At 60.2% G+C, this 14,308-nt stretch carries 13 protein-coding genes; 12 read left to right on the forward strand and 1 reads right to left on the reverse strand.

All coding sequences use genetic code 11. From position 1 onward, the window contains the following. Nucleotides 1-94: 94 nt before the first annotated feature. Genes traW through AQUI_RS0101090 form a run of 10 tightly spaced genes read left to right on the forward strand, consistent with a single transcriptional unit; the run spans nucleotide 95 to nucleotide 12,387 of the window. Nucleotides 95-742, forward strand: coding sequence for a type-F conjugative transfer system protein TraW (gene traW / locus AQUI_RS0101045; protein ID WP_027255881.1), 648 nt, complete (start codon nucleotides 95-97; stop codon nucleotides 740-742). Next, on the forward strand, nucleotides 739-1,728 hold the full coding sequence (traU, locus tag AQUI_RS0101050; RefSeq protein WP_035919428.1) for a conjugal transfer pilus assembly protein TraU: 990 nt from the start codon (nucleotides 739-741) through the stop codon (nucleotides 1,726-1,728). Before traW ends, traU begins: the two co-directional genes overlap by 4 nt. Continuing rightward, nucleotides 1,713-2,507: a type-F conjugative transfer system pilin assembly protein TrbC gene (trbC, locus tag AQUI_RS0101055; RefSeq protein ID WP_051371727.1), complete on the forward strand. Its 795-nt coding sequence runs from the start codon at nucleotides 1,713-1,715 to the stop codon at nucleotides 2,505-2,507. Before traU ends, trbC begins: the two co-directional genes overlap by 16 nt. Then, the gene (locus tag AQUI_RS0101060) at nucleotides 2,497-3,954 is read left to right on the forward strand and encodes a hypothetical protein (RefSeq protein WP_156916738.1); all 1,458 of its coding nucleotides are present in this window, start codon (nucleotides 2,497-2,499) and stop codon (nucleotides 3,952-3,954) included. Before trbC ends, AQUI_RS0101060 begins: the two co-directional genes overlap by 11 nt. After that, nucleotides 3,951-5,252 carry a conjugal transfer protein TraN gene (gene traN, locus AQUI_RS0101065; RefSeq protein ID WP_027255885.1) on the forward strand — a complete coding sequence of 434 codons (1,302 nt, stop codon included), beginning with the start codon at nucleotides 3,951-3,953 and terminating at the stop codon, nucleotides 5,250-5,252. Before AQUI_RS0101060 ends, traN begins: the two co-directional genes overlap by 4 nt. After that, nucleotides 5,249-5,647 carry a conjugal transfer protein TraF gene (traF, locus tag AQUI_RS0101070; protein WP_035919430.1) on the forward strand — a complete coding sequence of 133 codons (399 nt, stop codon included), beginning with the start codon at nucleotides 5,249-5,251 and terminating at the stop codon, nucleotides 5,645-5,647. The genes traN and traF overlap by 4 nt, the downstream gene beginning before the upstream one ends. Further along, nucleotides 5,647-6,471, forward strand: coding sequence for a conjugal transfer protein TraF (locus AQUI_RS26660; protein WP_051371728.1), 825 nt, complete (start codon nucleotides 5,647-5,649; stop codon nucleotides 6,469-6,471). The genes traF and AQUI_RS26660 overlap by 1 nt, the downstream gene beginning before the upstream one ends. A gap of 13 nt (nucleotides 6,472-6,484) precedes the next feature. Further along, nucleotides 6,485-7,825 carry a DUF1173 family protein gene (locus AQUI_RS26665; RefSeq protein WP_051371729.1) on the forward strand — a complete coding sequence of 447 codons (1,341 nt, stop codon included), beginning with the start codon at nucleotides 6,485-6,487 and terminating at the stop codon, nucleotides 7,823-7,825. Continuing rightward, on the forward strand, nucleotides 7,822-9,210 hold the full coding sequence (locus AQUI_RS0101085; protein WP_245596815.1) for a conjugal transfer protein TraH: 1,389 nt from the start codon (nucleotides 7,822-7,824) through the stop codon (nucleotides 9,208-9,210). The genes AQUI_RS26665 and AQUI_RS0101085 overlap by 4 nt, the downstream gene beginning before the upstream one ends. Nucleotides 9,211-9,213: 3 nt before the next feature. Then, nucleotides 9,214-12,387: a conjugal transfer protein TraG N-terminal domain-containing protein gene (locus AQUI_RS0101090; protein WP_027255888.1), complete on the forward strand. Its 3,174-nt coding sequence runs from the start codon at nucleotides 9,214-9,216 to the stop codon at nucleotides 12,385-12,387. A gap of 2 nt (nucleotides 12,388-12,389) precedes the next feature. On the opposite strand, the gene AQUI_RS31085 is transcribed toward AQUI_RS0101090, so the two are convergent. Next, the gene (locus tag AQUI_RS31085) at nucleotides 12,390-12,623 is read right to left on the reverse strand and encodes a hypothetical protein (protein WP_027255889.1); all 234 of its coding nucleotides are present in this window, start codon (nucleotides 12,621-12,623) and stop codon (nucleotides 12,390-12,392) included. A 93-nt stretch (nucleotides 12,624-12,716) separates the two neighbouring features. Here AQUI_RS31085 and AQUI_RS0101100 point away from each other — a divergent pair, with 93 nt between their 5' ends. Further along, complete coding sequence (locus AQUI_RS0101100; protein WP_027255890.1) at nucleotides 12,717-13,466, forward strand: DsbA family protein; 750 nt, start codon at nucleotides 12,717-12,719, stop codon at nucleotides 13,464-13,466. Nucleotides 13,467-13,772: 306 nt separating this feature from the next. Then, complete coding sequence (locus AQUI_RS0101105) at nucleotides 13,773-14,261, forward strand: hypothetical protein (protein ID WP_156916739.1); 489 nt, start codon at nucleotides 13,773-13,775, stop codon at nucleotides 14,259-14,261. Nucleotides 14,262-14,308: the final 47 nt, after the last annotated feature.

A 14,308-nucleotide genomic window follows, 5' to 3' on the forward strand; every position in this document is an offset into this window, starting at 1 on the left:
TTCTGTTTCCAAAAAAATGAACCGCATCAGAAACCGCATTCGGAGCTGCTGCAGGCAGCGCAGAGGCCGCGGTTTCGGATTCCGCTTTAACAGAATGGGTGCACGCCGCCGTTTTCAAGCTGCCGTTCTGGTTCTCGCTGCCGCCGCAGGGCAGGGGGCGGCCAAGGATCTCGGCACCCACGGCCCATTGTTCGAGGTGGCTGAACCCTCGCTGCTGGACACGATCAAGACCCGGCTTCTGGAAATGGAAGCGGCTGGCGAACTGGATCAGATGCGTCAGGATATGCAGGACACCACGCGGGCCTATGTGAACCGGCCGCGTCCGGTTCAGGGTCTCGGCAAAGCGGAGGAATACGCGGCTTGGGAGGTCGATATGTCGATCACCCTGAAAGAGGATCTGGCAGACCATCAGGGCCGGGTCTTCGCCCGCGCTGGCACAGTCGTTAATCCGTTGGCCTATTCCCGCTTTGAAAAGCGCATCGTCCTGCTTGACGGCGACGATCCCGACCAGGTGGCTTTTGCGCTGGCAGATGGCGGCGAGTTGGACACGCTTCTGGTTCTGGTGAACGGTGATCCGCTGGGCCTGATGCGCGAGCATGGCCGCCGGTTTTATTTCGACCAGGATGCTGTGCTGGTGAAGCGTTTCGGCATCCGCAACGTGCCTGCCGTGGTGCAGCGCGCGGATCCCGTCATGCAGGTGGAAGAAATTGCGCTCGGAAAGGGCGGGGAGGTGCTGCAATGAACCTGCGCGCTCTAATCCTCGCCTTTGCCTTCGCCCTTGCAGCAACCCAAGCGGCAGCAATTTGCAACAAGCGGTTTCTGAACCCCATCACGGAAGTTTGCTGGGACTGCATTTTTCCCATTTCCATCGGCGGCCTGAGCCTGAGCTTTGGCGCCAGCCGCCCGGATACGAGAAACCAGACCTTCCCGCTCTGCGTCTGCCCGGGTGTTCCGCCCCGGCTTGGCCTTTCCATTGGTCTTTGGGAACCGGCCCGGCTGGTCGATGTAGCAAATGAGCCCGGCTGCTTCGTGAATATGGGCTTTGAAATGGATTTCGGGTTGCTGTCGCTCGGTAAATCATCAGCCACCCAGCAAAGCGGCGGCAGCACCGGGTCGCGCTGGCAGGCACATTATTACTTCTATCCGCTGATTTCCTGGCTTGGTGTGGTGGTCGATGGTCTCTGCCAGCAAAGCGCGCAATTCGATGTCGCCTATATCTCGGAAATTGACCCGCTCTGGCAGGACGCGGAGTTGAACAACCTGATCAACCCGGAGGCAATCCTGTTTGCCAATCCGATTGCCCAGGCGGCCTGTGCTGCAGATTGCACAAAGGCGTCTTCCGGCAATCTGCCCATGGATGCGCTGTTCTGGTGCACCGGCTGCGGCGGCTCGATCTACCCTATCCAGGGTGATGTTGCGGCCCATGTTGGAGGGGTGATGGCAAGCCAGGTGGTTGCAACCAAGATGGTGGCCCGGATGCACCGGCTGCTGATCGCACGGAAAACGGCGTCGGAAAGACCGCTTTGCCAAACCCAATCGCAGCCGGTGATCAAGAAAAGCCAGTACCGGATGCAGGTCACGCGCCCGCGCCCCAAAACCTCGGGGCGGTATGCCTGCGGCCCCATCGGCTTTTCAGCTCAATACGTGGACCGGCTGAGAGAGTTCCCCTTCAAAGGGGAATCCTTCGGCTGGCTGTTCTGGAGGAAGAGAAATTGCTGCGCACTCTGACTTTTGCACGGACGGCTGGGCTGGCGGCTGGACTGGCGGCTGGATCCGCATTGCCCGTAACGCCCCTGTCCCTGAGTGCCCAGGAGGCCGGGGAAGGTGTGACAGAATACGCACCGGGCAGCACCGGGCGGATCACCGCCCCGCTGGCGACCATCGTGGACACCGCCAAGCAGCAGGGCGAGGCGCTGCGGCAGACCTTGCGCCCGCTCGATGAGGCGGAAGGGGCCTTTTCTGATGTTGATTTTGACGGGCTGCGTACCCGCGCGCTGTCGGATCCGCGCGTCCGGGCTTTGCTTGGCGCGGATACCGCAGGGAGAGCTGCCAGTGAGGCGGAAGAGGTGCGTTATGACGGTGCCACCATCTTCCTGCTGGCCTCTTTTTCTATGCCCAAAGAGTCACTGCGGCAAATGATGGCTGAAGCCCGGAAGTTCGGTCTGCCCATCGTATTCCGCGGGTTCGTGAACAACTCGGTCTATGAAACTCAAGCCGCCTTGGAAGAGACGTTTGGCTCTTTGGATGATGCCGTGGGCTTTTCCATCGACCCCACAGTATTCACCCGGTTCCGGGTCACGTCGGTGCCGCAGGTCATTGCGATGAGTGAAGCGGTCGATGTCTGCGAAACACCTGGCTGCGAAGCGGACCCGGTGCCGTTGCATGACCGGGTGGGCGGCAATGTTCCGGTGGAATTTGCCCTGCGCCTGATCGCGGAACAAGGGGAGGCCGGCGTTTCGGAGGCCCGGCGGCTGCTTTCCCAGCAGGAGGCCGCAGATGGTGAATAGATCTCTTTCCCTTGCCCTGATGGCCGTCCTGCTTGGCAGCGGGGCCTTTGCGCAATCCTTCATGGACCGCGCGGCGGCTGCAGCCGATGGGTCTGTGAATACGGGCAGCACTTTCCGGGATGAAACGATCAACGAGGTGGTGACACCATTTGAAACCTCCCGGCCGCCAGAGGCGGGCATGAGGCACACCACTTTCGAGGACCGTATTCTGGAAACCCGCGATGCGGACAATATTCAGGGGCGGGTTTTGCGCGCCACGGAAGACAGCGCGCTCATCCGTCCGGATATCGACATCGACGGGCAGGGGGAACTGTTCGATGATGCCAATTGGGCACATGAGAACGCGGAAGATATTGCCGGACGGTATTTCAGCAGCGAAACCGGCAGTTGCACCACGCCGGAAGTTCCGGTGTCTGATGTTCGCGACGAGTTCTGCGAAAGCCTGCCAGCTCGGGAAGAAAAGACCTGCCGCCTGATCCGGAAAATCCGGGTGGACCGGACCGACACTTACCGCTGCGACAGGCGGGCAGCGAACTATGTGCAGGTTTGCGAAAAGACCAATGAATATGAGTGCACGGTCAACTCGAACCGGGCTGCCTGCATTCGCAGAAAAGTCCGGATTACCGGCGGTGATGTTACCTGGAGCGGAAAAACTGCGACCATCAGCTTCCCGGCCGCTTCGCCAACCGCGAACGATGGCAGCAGCCATCTGAAAAAGCATAGGTTTTCCATTGAGGTCTCAGACCGGTTTGCCCCTGATGAAGTTATCATGGAGCACGTTGAGGCCCGGGGCGCTCTGCAGGTTTTGGCTGGGAACACAGTTGTTGGCACGTTCTCCCGCACCCGTACCGGCCATTTCCTGAATGGCCGTGGCAATGCGTGCCCGGCCAATGACACAGACGGCTTGCTTGTCCCCATGGTGAAAATGGGGCCTCCCAACTACAACAATCCTGAGAGGTATAGATGTTTTTGGGGTGAGCCTTGGGCTGGGGCAGTGCAGCCTTTGGCGGCACTTATCAAAAAACCTCTGGCAGGTGGTGACGCACTGCAGCCGCCGGCATCCGGTCCCGGGGTATTCTCAAGCGGCTGGGATATGCCTGAAGGCCCTGCTTATTGGCGTGCAAAAGTCTACAGGCTCGTCGAGCATGGCAACGACAAGATCCTGCAGTGGTTTACCTGCGAACCGCTGGAGCATGAACTTTGCCATCAAATGCAGGTGCTTACCCGGAGCGAAACCGTCTCGAAAGATGTGCTTCGTTTCCTTAGCCTGAACACCTATCCCCGGTCCCGCCCGGACCAGGGCCAGCGGTTCCGCAAGACCGACTTCACAGCCCGCGTTGTCTTCGCCGGAGGGACGTCCAATGGCGGCAGAGCCAAGATTACCATCAAGTTCGATGGTGCCTGCTGCGACAGCTTCAGAAACGTCGGAGAGGAGGTCTGCGAATGAGCCGCCTGATCCTTCTTCTCTTTGCTCTCCTGTCCTGGACTGCACCCGCCTCGGCCGAAATTACCTGCGAAGATGCCGAATACAGCTGTGTGGAAACAGACACGGCGTCCACAGGCGGCATCCGGCTCACCAGTTATTGTTCCCGTGAGGCAGGAACACGCTCCTGCCGTGACAGCGCTCCGCTTGATGAATGCAAAGCCACACGCGCAAGCGTCAAATGCACCAGGACCAACCGCCGCTGCGTCGATTACCGCAACGGGGAATGCCGTCAGTGGCGGCTCACCTATTCCTGCCTGAATGAAGACGACGGTATGAGCCCGGCGCGGCTTGTGAAAACCGGGTTCGGGCCGACGCAGGAGGAAATCATCAACCGCTGCGGCCGGTTTGAAGGCAATGAGGAATGCGAGCTGGTCGAAACCATCACCGAGGAGGGGGCGGAGGTTCGCGACATCAACCGCAAGGACTTTTCCCGGAGTTGGTGGAAACGGAAGCGCGTTTACAGCTGCCTTGCGAAGGGTGAGGGCGACAACACCTGCGGACCGCTGGAAAGCGATCCGACTTGCATCCTGCAGAGCAACACCTGTCTTGCTGAGCGTGATGGCGTCTGCACGAACCGGGAGTATCACTACCGCTGCGGCGTCGCCTCCGGTGACCTGGAAACCAGCTGCGAGCCGATTAACGTCTGTGTTGGGGACAACTGCATCGGGGTTGAACAGGAAACCTCGGATGATTTCGGCAGATCCGCGGCCTGGCTGAACGTGCTGGCGCAGATGCAGGAGGAATACCGGGAGCAGGCCGCCACTGATCCGAACGATGTGCGTTTCTTCCAGGGCACCACAATGACCTGCAGCAAGGCGCCGGGGCGGAATTGCTGCGGGACCGGGGGTCTCTTTGGCGGCACCTGCCCGGAATCTGCTGCAATCTTGCGGGACAAGCGGGAAGCGGGCGCGACCCATTTTGCCGGCGTCACCTGCCAGCAGAAGGTTTTGGGGGCCTGCGTCAAGAAGCGCTACCACTACTGCACATACAACTCGAAATTCGGCCGGGTCTTCATCGAGGAGTTCAAAAAGCAAGTTGACGAGGGCTGGGGCACGCCGGGCGCAGCAAACTGCGGGTATGTCACCATCGAAGATTTCGGGAATGTGGACATCGAGGAAATGGATCTGTCGCCTGTCTTCGGGGACATCATGAGCGACATTCAGGTTCCCGTTTCTGAAGACCTGCAGGACTTCTATGAAGACCGCTTCCCGTCGGCCGGCAGCCAGGCGCAGGACGCATTCGAGGAGATGGGCAAATGAACCGGCGCTCCTTCCTTTTGTCCAGCCTCTCCATTGCAACTGCACCGGCCTTTGCCAGTGCTCAGGAAAATCCCGGTGTTGGCGTGATCTTCATCGGGGCGTCCTGGTGCTCCTTCTGCAAATCCGCCGCGCCGGTGCTGGCGGCTATGACCCAGCCCGCCGGCATTCCGGTTTTGGTTGCCTCGCATGACGCGCGGCCGATCCCGCCGTTTGCAGACGTGACCGATGCCAGAACGCACCCGGTTGCTGCGCAGATCACCGAGTTCCCCACCACTCTGATCTACTCGCAGGCTGCCGGGGAAATCACAGGCCAGATTACCGGTTACCGCAATGCGCGCCACTATGCGCAGTCTGTGCGGGCCGCAGTTCTCGCCGCAGCCGGGAGGACAGGCTGATGCTGAAACCGTTGACCCTTGCCGCACTTCTAGCCACTGCAGCCTATCCCGCCAGCGCGGGGCTGGTCTGCAATGGTGAAGAGGTAGACGGCTGGCATTTCTATTGCGATCCGGAACCTGAGCCGGAGCCGGTCAAACCGGAACCGGCACCGGAGCCGGAACAGGAAGCCAGGGAAGAACCACAGGAGCCGGAAGAACCGAAAGAGCTGACGGCCACTGAGGAGATCGAGGCGTTCCGGGAATACGCCGACGAGCTGAAGCACCGCGCCATTCTCGATCCGACACCGGAAAATGTGCAGGCGTATATGGAGGTGAACAAGCAGATGGCGCAGCAGGCGGCGCGTTTCGCAGCCGTCTGGCAGCGCGTGCTGTTCGGCTCGCCCCACCTCGATGCCAATACCCGCCGCCCGCTGACCCAGATGGGCACCAACATTTATCAGGACCAGCGCAATGCGGCGGAGCAGGCAGCGCTGCGCCGGGCGGCTCAAGAGGCCGGTCTGATCTTTGTCTATGATAACCCCGCGGACTGCCGCTTGTGCCTCGCGCAGGCGCAGATCCTCGACGGCATCCGCAATGCCTACGGCGTGGAAATTCTGGCTGTGTCCACCGATGGCAGCCCCATCGAATTTTTCCCAGACGCGGTTCAGGACGCGGGCCAGCTTGAGGCCCTTCAGCTCGCGGACAAGCCGCGCCCCTTCATCGCCATTGTCGATGCCGCCAGCGGGGAAACCCAGCTGATCGGGGGCGGACTGCTGACAGAAGATCAGATCCTAGAGCGCATCTACGTGGTCCGGGAAGTGCCCATGGGCGAACGGTATAAGTGAAGGAACAGGCAGAATGGCGTATTTCATTGGCAATATCCCCGTGGATCCGGCAACTGACGACGGCCAGAACCTACTTGGCCGGGCGCATCAGGAACACAGCCGCATTACCTGCGGCTGCCGGAAACCGGCCCCGCAAATGTATGTGGCCTGCGTGAATGGCCGGTTCATTCTGAAGCGGATGCCGGAGACCGGCGCGGAACATGCGCCCGGCTGCGAGTCTTTCCTGCCGCCGGAAGATCTCTCGGGCCTCGGCCAGGTGCAGGGCAGTGCAATCAAGGAAGATCTGGATAGCGGCACCACGACGCTGAAGGTCGATTTCCCTTTGACCCTGGGCAGCAAGCGCCCGGCACCGCCTGCGCCTTCAGGGAAAAAACCGACAGAAGCCAAGGCCAGCCCGCGAAAGCTCGGCCTGTCGAGCCTGCTGCAATACCTGTGGCATGAGGCGGACCTGGTGAAATGGACCCCGGCGATGCAGGGTAAACGCTGGTGGGGGCCGGTACAGCGTGCGCTTTTGAACGCAGCCGCCGGGAAATCCGCCAAGTCCCGTGACCTGCGGGATATTCTCTATGTTCCGGACTACTGGAAGGCGGAGCGGAAAGAAGAAAACGCCGCGCGCCGGGCCAAGCTCCTGCGCGGCCTTCAGGCGCCTGCGCGCGGCACGGCCCCGCTTGGCCTCGTGGTGGCCGAATACAAGAGCCATGAAGCCACCCGCATGGGCGCGCGCTTCCTGTTCAAACACGCGCCGGACTGCGCCTTCTTCGCGGAAGAGGACCTGGTGCGGAAATTTGAGAAGGTGTTTGCGGATCAGCTCATGCTCGCGGACGCTTTGGGTGACGTGCATGTGATGGTGATCGCCACCTTTAGTGTGGCTAAAGCTGGCTACCCCGTTCTGCGGGAAATCGGCATGATGCTGGTCACTGCAAACTGGATCCCGTTTGAATCCATCCGCGACTATCAACTGATCCAGGCACTGACAGAGAGCAGGCGCGCTTTCCTCAAGTCCCAGCGGTTCACCCTCGACCATGAGACCCCGATTGCCTGCGCGGTGCTGACCGACCTGGAAAGCCCGGTTTCGCTGTTCGTTGCTGATCCCGCCGCAGACACCAATGCGGTCGCTGCCCTGCGCGAAGTGGCTGCAGAGGGCACCTATCCTGCTTGGCTCTGGCTTGATGAGGACGCGATGCCGGATCTGCCCCTGTCCGGCAACCGGCGGGCAGAAAAAGAAACGGCCATCCTCAAAGAGACAGGGGATCATGAGGATGGCCGGCAAGCCCCGGGTAATCGGGAGGAAACTAATAGAAGGGGCTTACCTGCCGGAGATAGGAACGGTTCAGGGGAAAGGGAATGCCAATGAGGCGCAATTTCCTGAGCCTTTTCGCCGCAGCCTCGGTCTTGGCTGCAGCACCTGTGGCCGCCGACGTCGGCCAGGACCTGAAACAGTTTTGGGAACGCACCGGCGGTGGTGTGAACGTCACCAAGCCGACAGCCTACAAGGGGCAGCAGGCGGGATATGCCACGCTGGGTTCTCTTTATCTGCGTACCCGGCCGCGCAACAGCCAGCTTGCAGCCATTCAACTGCCCTCCGTTCGCGCGGGGTGCGGCGGCATCGACATCTTCGGCGGCGCTTTTTCCTTCATCACCGAGGAAGAGCTTATCGCGCTGATGGAAGCGATCATGCAGAACGCTGCCGGGTTCGCCTTTGAGCTGGCGCTGGAAAGCCTGTCGCCTGCGGTGCAGGAAATCGTCGCCAAACTCCGGGATCTGATCCAGCAGGTGAACGCAGGCAACATCAACTCCTGCGAAGCCGGGCAGCTGCTCACCGCCTCGCTTTGGCCCAAAATGGACGGGGCATCCCAGCATGTCTGCCAGACTATTGGCGGTTATACCGGCCGGTTTGCAGACCGCGTTGCCTCCCGCCACGGCTGCGGCACCGGCGGCCAGCATAACTCGACGCTGGGGCGCGCGAGCGGGGCCTTAGCTGAGCAAGTGCCAACAGATGTGAACTATGCCTGGCGCGCGGTGAAGAAAAACAACTTCCTTGCTTCCAATCCGCGTATCGCAGAATTCTTCATGACACTTACGGGCACGATCATCACCGTGTCGCCTGAAGATGATGACGAAAGCCCAACGCACCGCACCATTCCGCCGCGTGCCCTGTCTCCGGATGCTGCCAAATCACTGGTTGAGGGCGGCGCCTACAAAAGCCTTCAGTGTGATGAGACAAATGATTGCCTGCACCCGGTTTTCAGAAACAGGACTATCGCTGCCCGCAATGCACTGTTTTCCGTCACGGCTGAAGCGATCCAGGGACTTTCGGATGCTATCAGCAACGATACCGCCCCACCGGACGAGGCCATTGCGCTCATCAACCTGACCACCATTCCGGTCTACAGGCACCTGGTTACGGCCAAGAGCTACAAATACGAGTTTGTCCAGGACGACATCAACTCGATGGCGGAGCTGGTCGCGGTCGATCTGGCGATTGCCTACATTGACGAGGGCATGAACGAGATCCTGAACTCGGCCGCCAACGTCGATATTGCCGGTGACATCAACCGGGAGTTTCAGGACACGGTACGCCAGACCAAAGGCGTGCTGCAGGACCTGCGGGCGTCTGCACAGCGGAAATACGCGGAAGCCCTGCGCAATCTGGAGCGTCTGAGCCTCGCTAGGGGTGAACTGGCTGCATCGTCCAACGCGATTTTCGGCAACATCATCAATCAGACCGGGGGGCAGTGATCTATGCCCGAACTCGAAATTCATACAGTTGGCGGCGGCTACTATCTCTTTGATGTCTTTAACTACCTCGCGGCCTTCACCGGCTCGGGCAACTTTGGAGCACTGATTTACGGCGGCATCGTCGCTGGCGTGCTCGTGGCCGGCCTCCAACTGGCGATTTTCGGAGCAGCGCGGCAGGCGGTGACCTACTTCATCGGCGTGATGCTGGTAGTTACCGTCGGCCTCGGCCCTAGGGCGCGCGTGATCATCATGGATTCCACCGTGCCGCTTGGTATCTACGGCACAGTAGACAATGTGCCGTGGTCCGTGGCCTGGGTTGGGTCTCTGACATCGAGGGCCAGCGCTTCGCTCACCGATGTGATGGAAACGCTGCTCGCTGCGCCGGATAACCTGACCTACCAAAAATCCGGAATGCTCTTTGGCTCCACCATTCTGAGCCAGGCGGCCCGCTGGCGCTCGGTCACTCCGGTTGTTCAGGAAACCCTCGTAAACTTCATGGAAAACTGCATGGTCGATGGCTCGAACATCGGCATTGTCGATGTAGGCGAACTGGGTCAGGCGGGCAATCTGGTGGCGTACATCGGCGCCAATGTTCCGCAATCTCTGGCCTATTACGATCCGGTTCTGGAAGAAACCACGACCTGCGCCGACGGGTGGCCGCAGATTACCAACCGTCTCAAAAATGAAGTGCAGAATGTCCTCTACCAGAAGGCCGCTGCGGCAGACCAAAGCCACTTCGCTGCAGATCCCGCACTCTCCGCGGCCGACATGCGTCGGACACTCAACCAGTTTCAAACCTTCATCGGCATGACCTCTGCCGGCGCACAGGCAACCATCCGGCAAACCATGCTGGTCAACTCACTGGACGGCGCGGTGCAACGGCTGATTGCCTCCTCCGGAAACAACGCGGCCATGACAGCCTATCAGGCAGCGCGGACGGAAGCCCAGACCTCGGCAAGCTACAGTGCCGTGGGGATCTCGGCCCTGAAATGGGTGCCGCTCCTGAAAATCGTCTTTGAATCGCTCTACTACGCGGCGTTTCCGCTGGCGATGATCATGATGATGACGCCCTTGGTATGGAATGTCATGAAGGGGTATTTCGGGGGCTTCCTCTGGCTTGCCGCCTGGGATCCGCTGTCCGCCATCCTGCATTCCATCGTCATGAAAGCCAGCTCCGGTTATTACCGGGAGGCAATGGGCTCCTACAGCACCGGTGCGCTCGACTATTCCCTGACCTTCGCCAATTACCTGGGCGTCCGCGCGGTCGAACAGGATGTGGGCACCATCGCGGGCTACCTGATGATGTCGGTGCCCTTTGTTTCCACGGTGATCCTGTTCGGCGCGAGCCGCATGGCTGGCCTTGCGACGTCGATGCTGAACGTAGGGCAGGGGGCTGCAATTGAATCTGGCCGCGAAGCGGCCACCGGCAATATCTCCCTCTCCAATGCCAGCATGAATAACTTCGCGGCCAACAAGTGGAACACTTCCTCGGTGCATGATGCAGGGGCCGCCACTGTACGGATGGCAAATGGCGCGATGCGGACCGTCAACGCGGATGGTTCTTCGACCTTCGCCACCGGCACCGCCCAATCGACCGGCGGCATGTCGGCACGGGTGGGTCAGACTATCCGGGAAGAGGTTTCCGACCGGAAAGAGGCTGCGATCCGCAACGCAACCTCGATGCGCGATGAGTGGAGCACGGCGCTTAACCAGACCGCCGCAAACTATGCGAACTTCGGCCGGTCCCTGGCCTCCGGCACCAGCACCGCCAGCGACAGTTCCACCTCACAGAGCCATAGGTGGACCGAAGAGGCCCGCGAAGCGCATACCGCAGTGGAAAACTTCGCCAAGGATCATGGAATTACACTTGATGCCGCCTACAAGGTTGCCTTGAGCGCTGGCATCAAAGGCGGATTTGCGGGTGCAGAGGGAAGCATCAACGGAACTGGTTTGGACCAAGATACCTACCGTCGTGTAGCATCTGCCGCGCGGGACTCCGGCCTGACGGAAACAGTCGCCAATTACGGCGATGCGGTGAACTCGATCCGGGCCAGCGAGACCAGCAGCCTGACCAATACCGAAGACGGCGGCAACCGCTGGAGCGTCGACAACGTGCAGCGCAAGGGAAATGCCTATGCAGAGGCGCGGGAAGAGGCACAAACCCTGGCCTCGGCAGAAAGCAATCTCTATTCGCACGGCATCAGCTATGACGGTCAGCTGACAGACGCGGTAATTGGCGAATGGCGAGAGGCAGGATACAGCGAAAACCAGATCTCCGGCTTCCTCAACCCGAAATCCACTTCCGGCGTAAAGGCCCAGGAGGCCGCCGTTGAAAAAGTCCTGCCCGGCCTGCTTCAAGAGCTTGGCCTGGATCGGCCGAACCCGGGCTTAGCCGAAGCTCATACGCTTTCCCGCCCAAAGGAAGAAATCACCACCCAGCGCCTGCCGTCGAGCGGCATGGATCATCATACAGAATTTGGCCGCATCACCGAAGCCACCGAAAAAGTTCAAGGAGCCATAGAAAGCCGAAGGGAAACGCTGTCAGAGCAGGCTGTCTCCAAGGCCACAGAAAACGAGCGGGCAGTGGTTGATGGTCAGGATTTTGGTGTGGTGCCGGGTGCTGTCGTCAAGGTTGGCACAACTGTCATGGACGTTGCTGACAGTGCAATGGATGCCGTGGGGGGAATTTCCTCTGCCATCACCGGCACGCCTCAGCTTTCGAACTATGACCGGGACGTGATGATCCGGACCATCGCCGGAGAAGCCGGTAGGGAAGGCGAGACGGGGCAAGCGGCAGTTGCGCATGTGATCATGAATCGGGTTGCAGATGAGCGCTGGGGAGACAATCCGGCCGAAGTCAGCCTTCAGCTCAAACAGTTCTCTGCCTGGAACAACGGCGTTGGCGGAAACAGCCTGCCAACAAAACTCGAAGAGGGCAGCGCCGAATATGAGCGGATCGGCCGGATTGTCGATGGTGTTGCCGCCGGGCAGATCCCGGACGTGACCGGCGGCGCTACTCACTACTATTCACCCAAAGGCATGGAAGCGCATGTGGCCGCCGGGGAACAAAGCAACGTTGTGCCCACTTGGCTTGGCAGAGAGTCACAAGCGCGAGGGCACCAGAACGTTCAGATAGGCGGCCACATTTTCACCGGGCGCAGGAGGGAAAGCGAATGATCTCAGTACTTTCGGTAGTGACTGCCATGCAGATTCCGGGAGTCCAGAAGGTCTGCATTGATACCAGCACCAATGTCCCGATTGGAATCGTTGTTCCGCAGCAGCCAGACAACGAACCACGCAGTACCTGCCAGGCCATAGGCCAGGAACAGGCCCTCGAACGGGCTGAAAGTCAGCAGAACAAAGCCCACGGCGTAGGCGATTTCTTTCCAGAATTTCGTCATCAGGCGTTGCATAGGACTTCTCCTTTAGGGCGAACAAGCATAGCAAAACACTCCCCAACAGGCAATGAAACCGCAGCAATTCGAAGAACAGAAAGGAAACGGGCAATGATTTTGAGCAACACAACATGGGGCAAGGCAGTTTTGGCGGCAGCAGTGGGTCTCACCATGACCACGGCCCCTGCTGCCGCTGAAACGCCGCAGACCGATTTCGAGTTTGATCAGCGCGTGCGTGACGCACTTCTTCGCAATCCGGATATCATCCTGGAAGCATTTGCTTTGCTTGAAGCAAAGGAGGAAGCCGCCAAAGCCGTGAAAGACCAGGAACTGATCGCCAAGGTGGCTGACGAGCTGTTTGAAGGGCTCGATCCGGAAAAGCCGATCCTGGTGGAGTTTCAGGACTACAACTGCGGGTATTGCCGCCGGGCGCACCCCGTTGTCGCCTCTCTGAAGGAAACCATGCCTGACCTGCAGCTGGTGCTCATGGAAACCCCTGTCCTTGGCAAGGAATCGACTTTCACCGCGAAGGCGGCGCTGGCGCTGAAAGCGCTGAAGGGCGTGGACGCCTACCGCGAGTTTTCCGATGCCATGATGTCGGTTCAAGGCAAGGCCAGTGCAGCCACCACCATCCGCACGCTGGCGGAGCTGAGCCATGATCCGGAGGAAGTTACCGCTGCGGTGCAGGAAGGCCTCGGCGCAGAAGATCTGGAGAAAGCCAAGCGCCTGGCTGCCGCACTTGGTGCAACCGGCACCCCGTATTTCGTCGGCCCCGGCGGCATCATCCGCGGCGCGGCCCCAGCGGACCGGCTGCAGGAGATAACTGTCAAACCTGAAGCTGAAGACCCGGAAAGCAATTGAGGGAAAGGCAGGCGGCGGACTCTGGAAACTGTTCCTTTGTGAGTGGAGGAGAAGCTTTGCCGTCAATCATAGAGACCGCCGCCAGCCAAAATGATCAAACAAAACGAGAGACCTGTAAAGCCACGATCCTCAGCCATGATCAGTACCATCAACTGAGGGAAGTGTCAGCGGCGGGTCATGGCAGCAAAACCTCAGCAAAGGATGAGGCCCACAGCCGGGCATAACAAAGCCCACCGCTGACAATCAGGTTACGCAAAAAGGCCCATGAGTAAAGGCGGGCCGCACATTTCGAGAAGGGAATTTCCGGTGAAAACGATCAAGCGAGCAGTTGCAGTTGCGGGCCTGATGGGCCTGGCCGGGTGCATGGGAAACACCTCCCAGACCTCGGCCAATATCATGGGGCTGCAATCCATGACAGGCGTCCAGCGCGCGGCCCAGACCCAGCCTTCGGAACAGGATCTCGCCATGAGCTGCGGCGAAGCGCAGACCGAGTTGGGCACGCTCTACGCGCGCAGCGACGCCATCAACCAGGCAGAACGGAAACAGGAGCGCAAAGCCAGCCTGACCGGTGGCCTCATCGAGGCGGGTTTGTCTGTCATTGGCGCAGGGGCCATCGCCGACGCTGGATCCGCCCAGGCAATTTCCAACGTGGGCATGGCCACCGTTGTGGCTGGCACCGCGGCCAGCGGCGTGCGCGGGTCCGGCGGCCCGGATGCCCAAACCTACAACGAGGCCTTGGCGATCGCGGAACGCAGCGCGCTCTTGGAACGTGTCAAACTCGCCAACGACTGCTGAAGCCCGCGCAACAGTCTCCCGGAAACGGAGGAAACCACGAGCATGAA

It is taken from the genome of Leisingera aquimarina DSM 24565, assembly GCF_000473165.1.
GTDB lineage: Bacteria > Pseudomonadota > Alphaproteobacteria > Rhodobacterales > Rhodobacteraceae > Leisingera > Leisingera aquimarina.

Excerpts from the sequence above, each read along its gene's own strand:
- traW (WP_027255881.1), top strand. The coding sequence starts at position 95 with ATGGGTGCACGCCGCCGTTTTCAAGCTGCCGTTCTGGTTCTCGCTGCC.
- traU (WP_035919428.1), top strand. The coding sequence starts at position 739 with ATGAACCTGCGCGCTCTAATCCTCGCCTTTGCCTTCGCCCTTGCAGCA.
- AQUI_RS0101060 (WP_156916738.1), top strand. The coding sequence starts at position 2,497 with ATGGTGAATAGATCTCTTTCCCTTGCCCTGATGGCCGTCCTGCTTGGC.
- traN (WP_027255885.1), top strand. The coding sequence starts at position 3,951 with ATGAGCCGCCTGATCCTTCTTCTCTTTGCTCTCCTGTCCTGGACTGCA.
- traF (WP_035919430.1), top strand. The coding sequence starts at position 5,249 with ATGAACCGGCGCTCCTTCCTTTTGTCCAGCCTCTCCATTGCAACTGCA.
- AQUI_RS26660 (WP_051371728.1), top strand. The coding sequence starts at position 5,647 with ATGCTGAAACCGTTGACCCTTGCCGCACTTCTAGCCACTGCAGCCTAT.
- AQUI_RS26665 (WP_051371729.1), top strand. The coding sequence starts at position 6,485 with ATGGCGTATTTCATTGGCAATATCCCCGTGGATCCGGCAACTGACGAC.
- AQUI_RS0101085 (WP_245596815.1), top strand. The coding sequence starts at position 7,822 with ATGAGGCGCAATTTCCTGAGCCTTTTCGCCGCAGCCTCGGTCTTGGCT.
- AQUI_RS0101090 (WP_027255888.1), top strand. The coding sequence starts at position 9,214 with ATGCCCGAACTCGAAATTCATACAGTTGGCGGCGGCTACTATCTCTTT.
- AQUI_RS31085 (WP_027255889.1), bottom strand. The coding sequence starts at position 12,623 with ATGCAACGCCTGATGACGAAATTCTGGAAAGAAATCGCCTACGCCGTG.
- AQUI_RS0101100 (WP_027255890.1), top strand. The coding sequence starts at position 12,717 with ATGATTTTGAGCAACACAACATGGGGCAAGGCAGTTTTGGCGGCAGCA.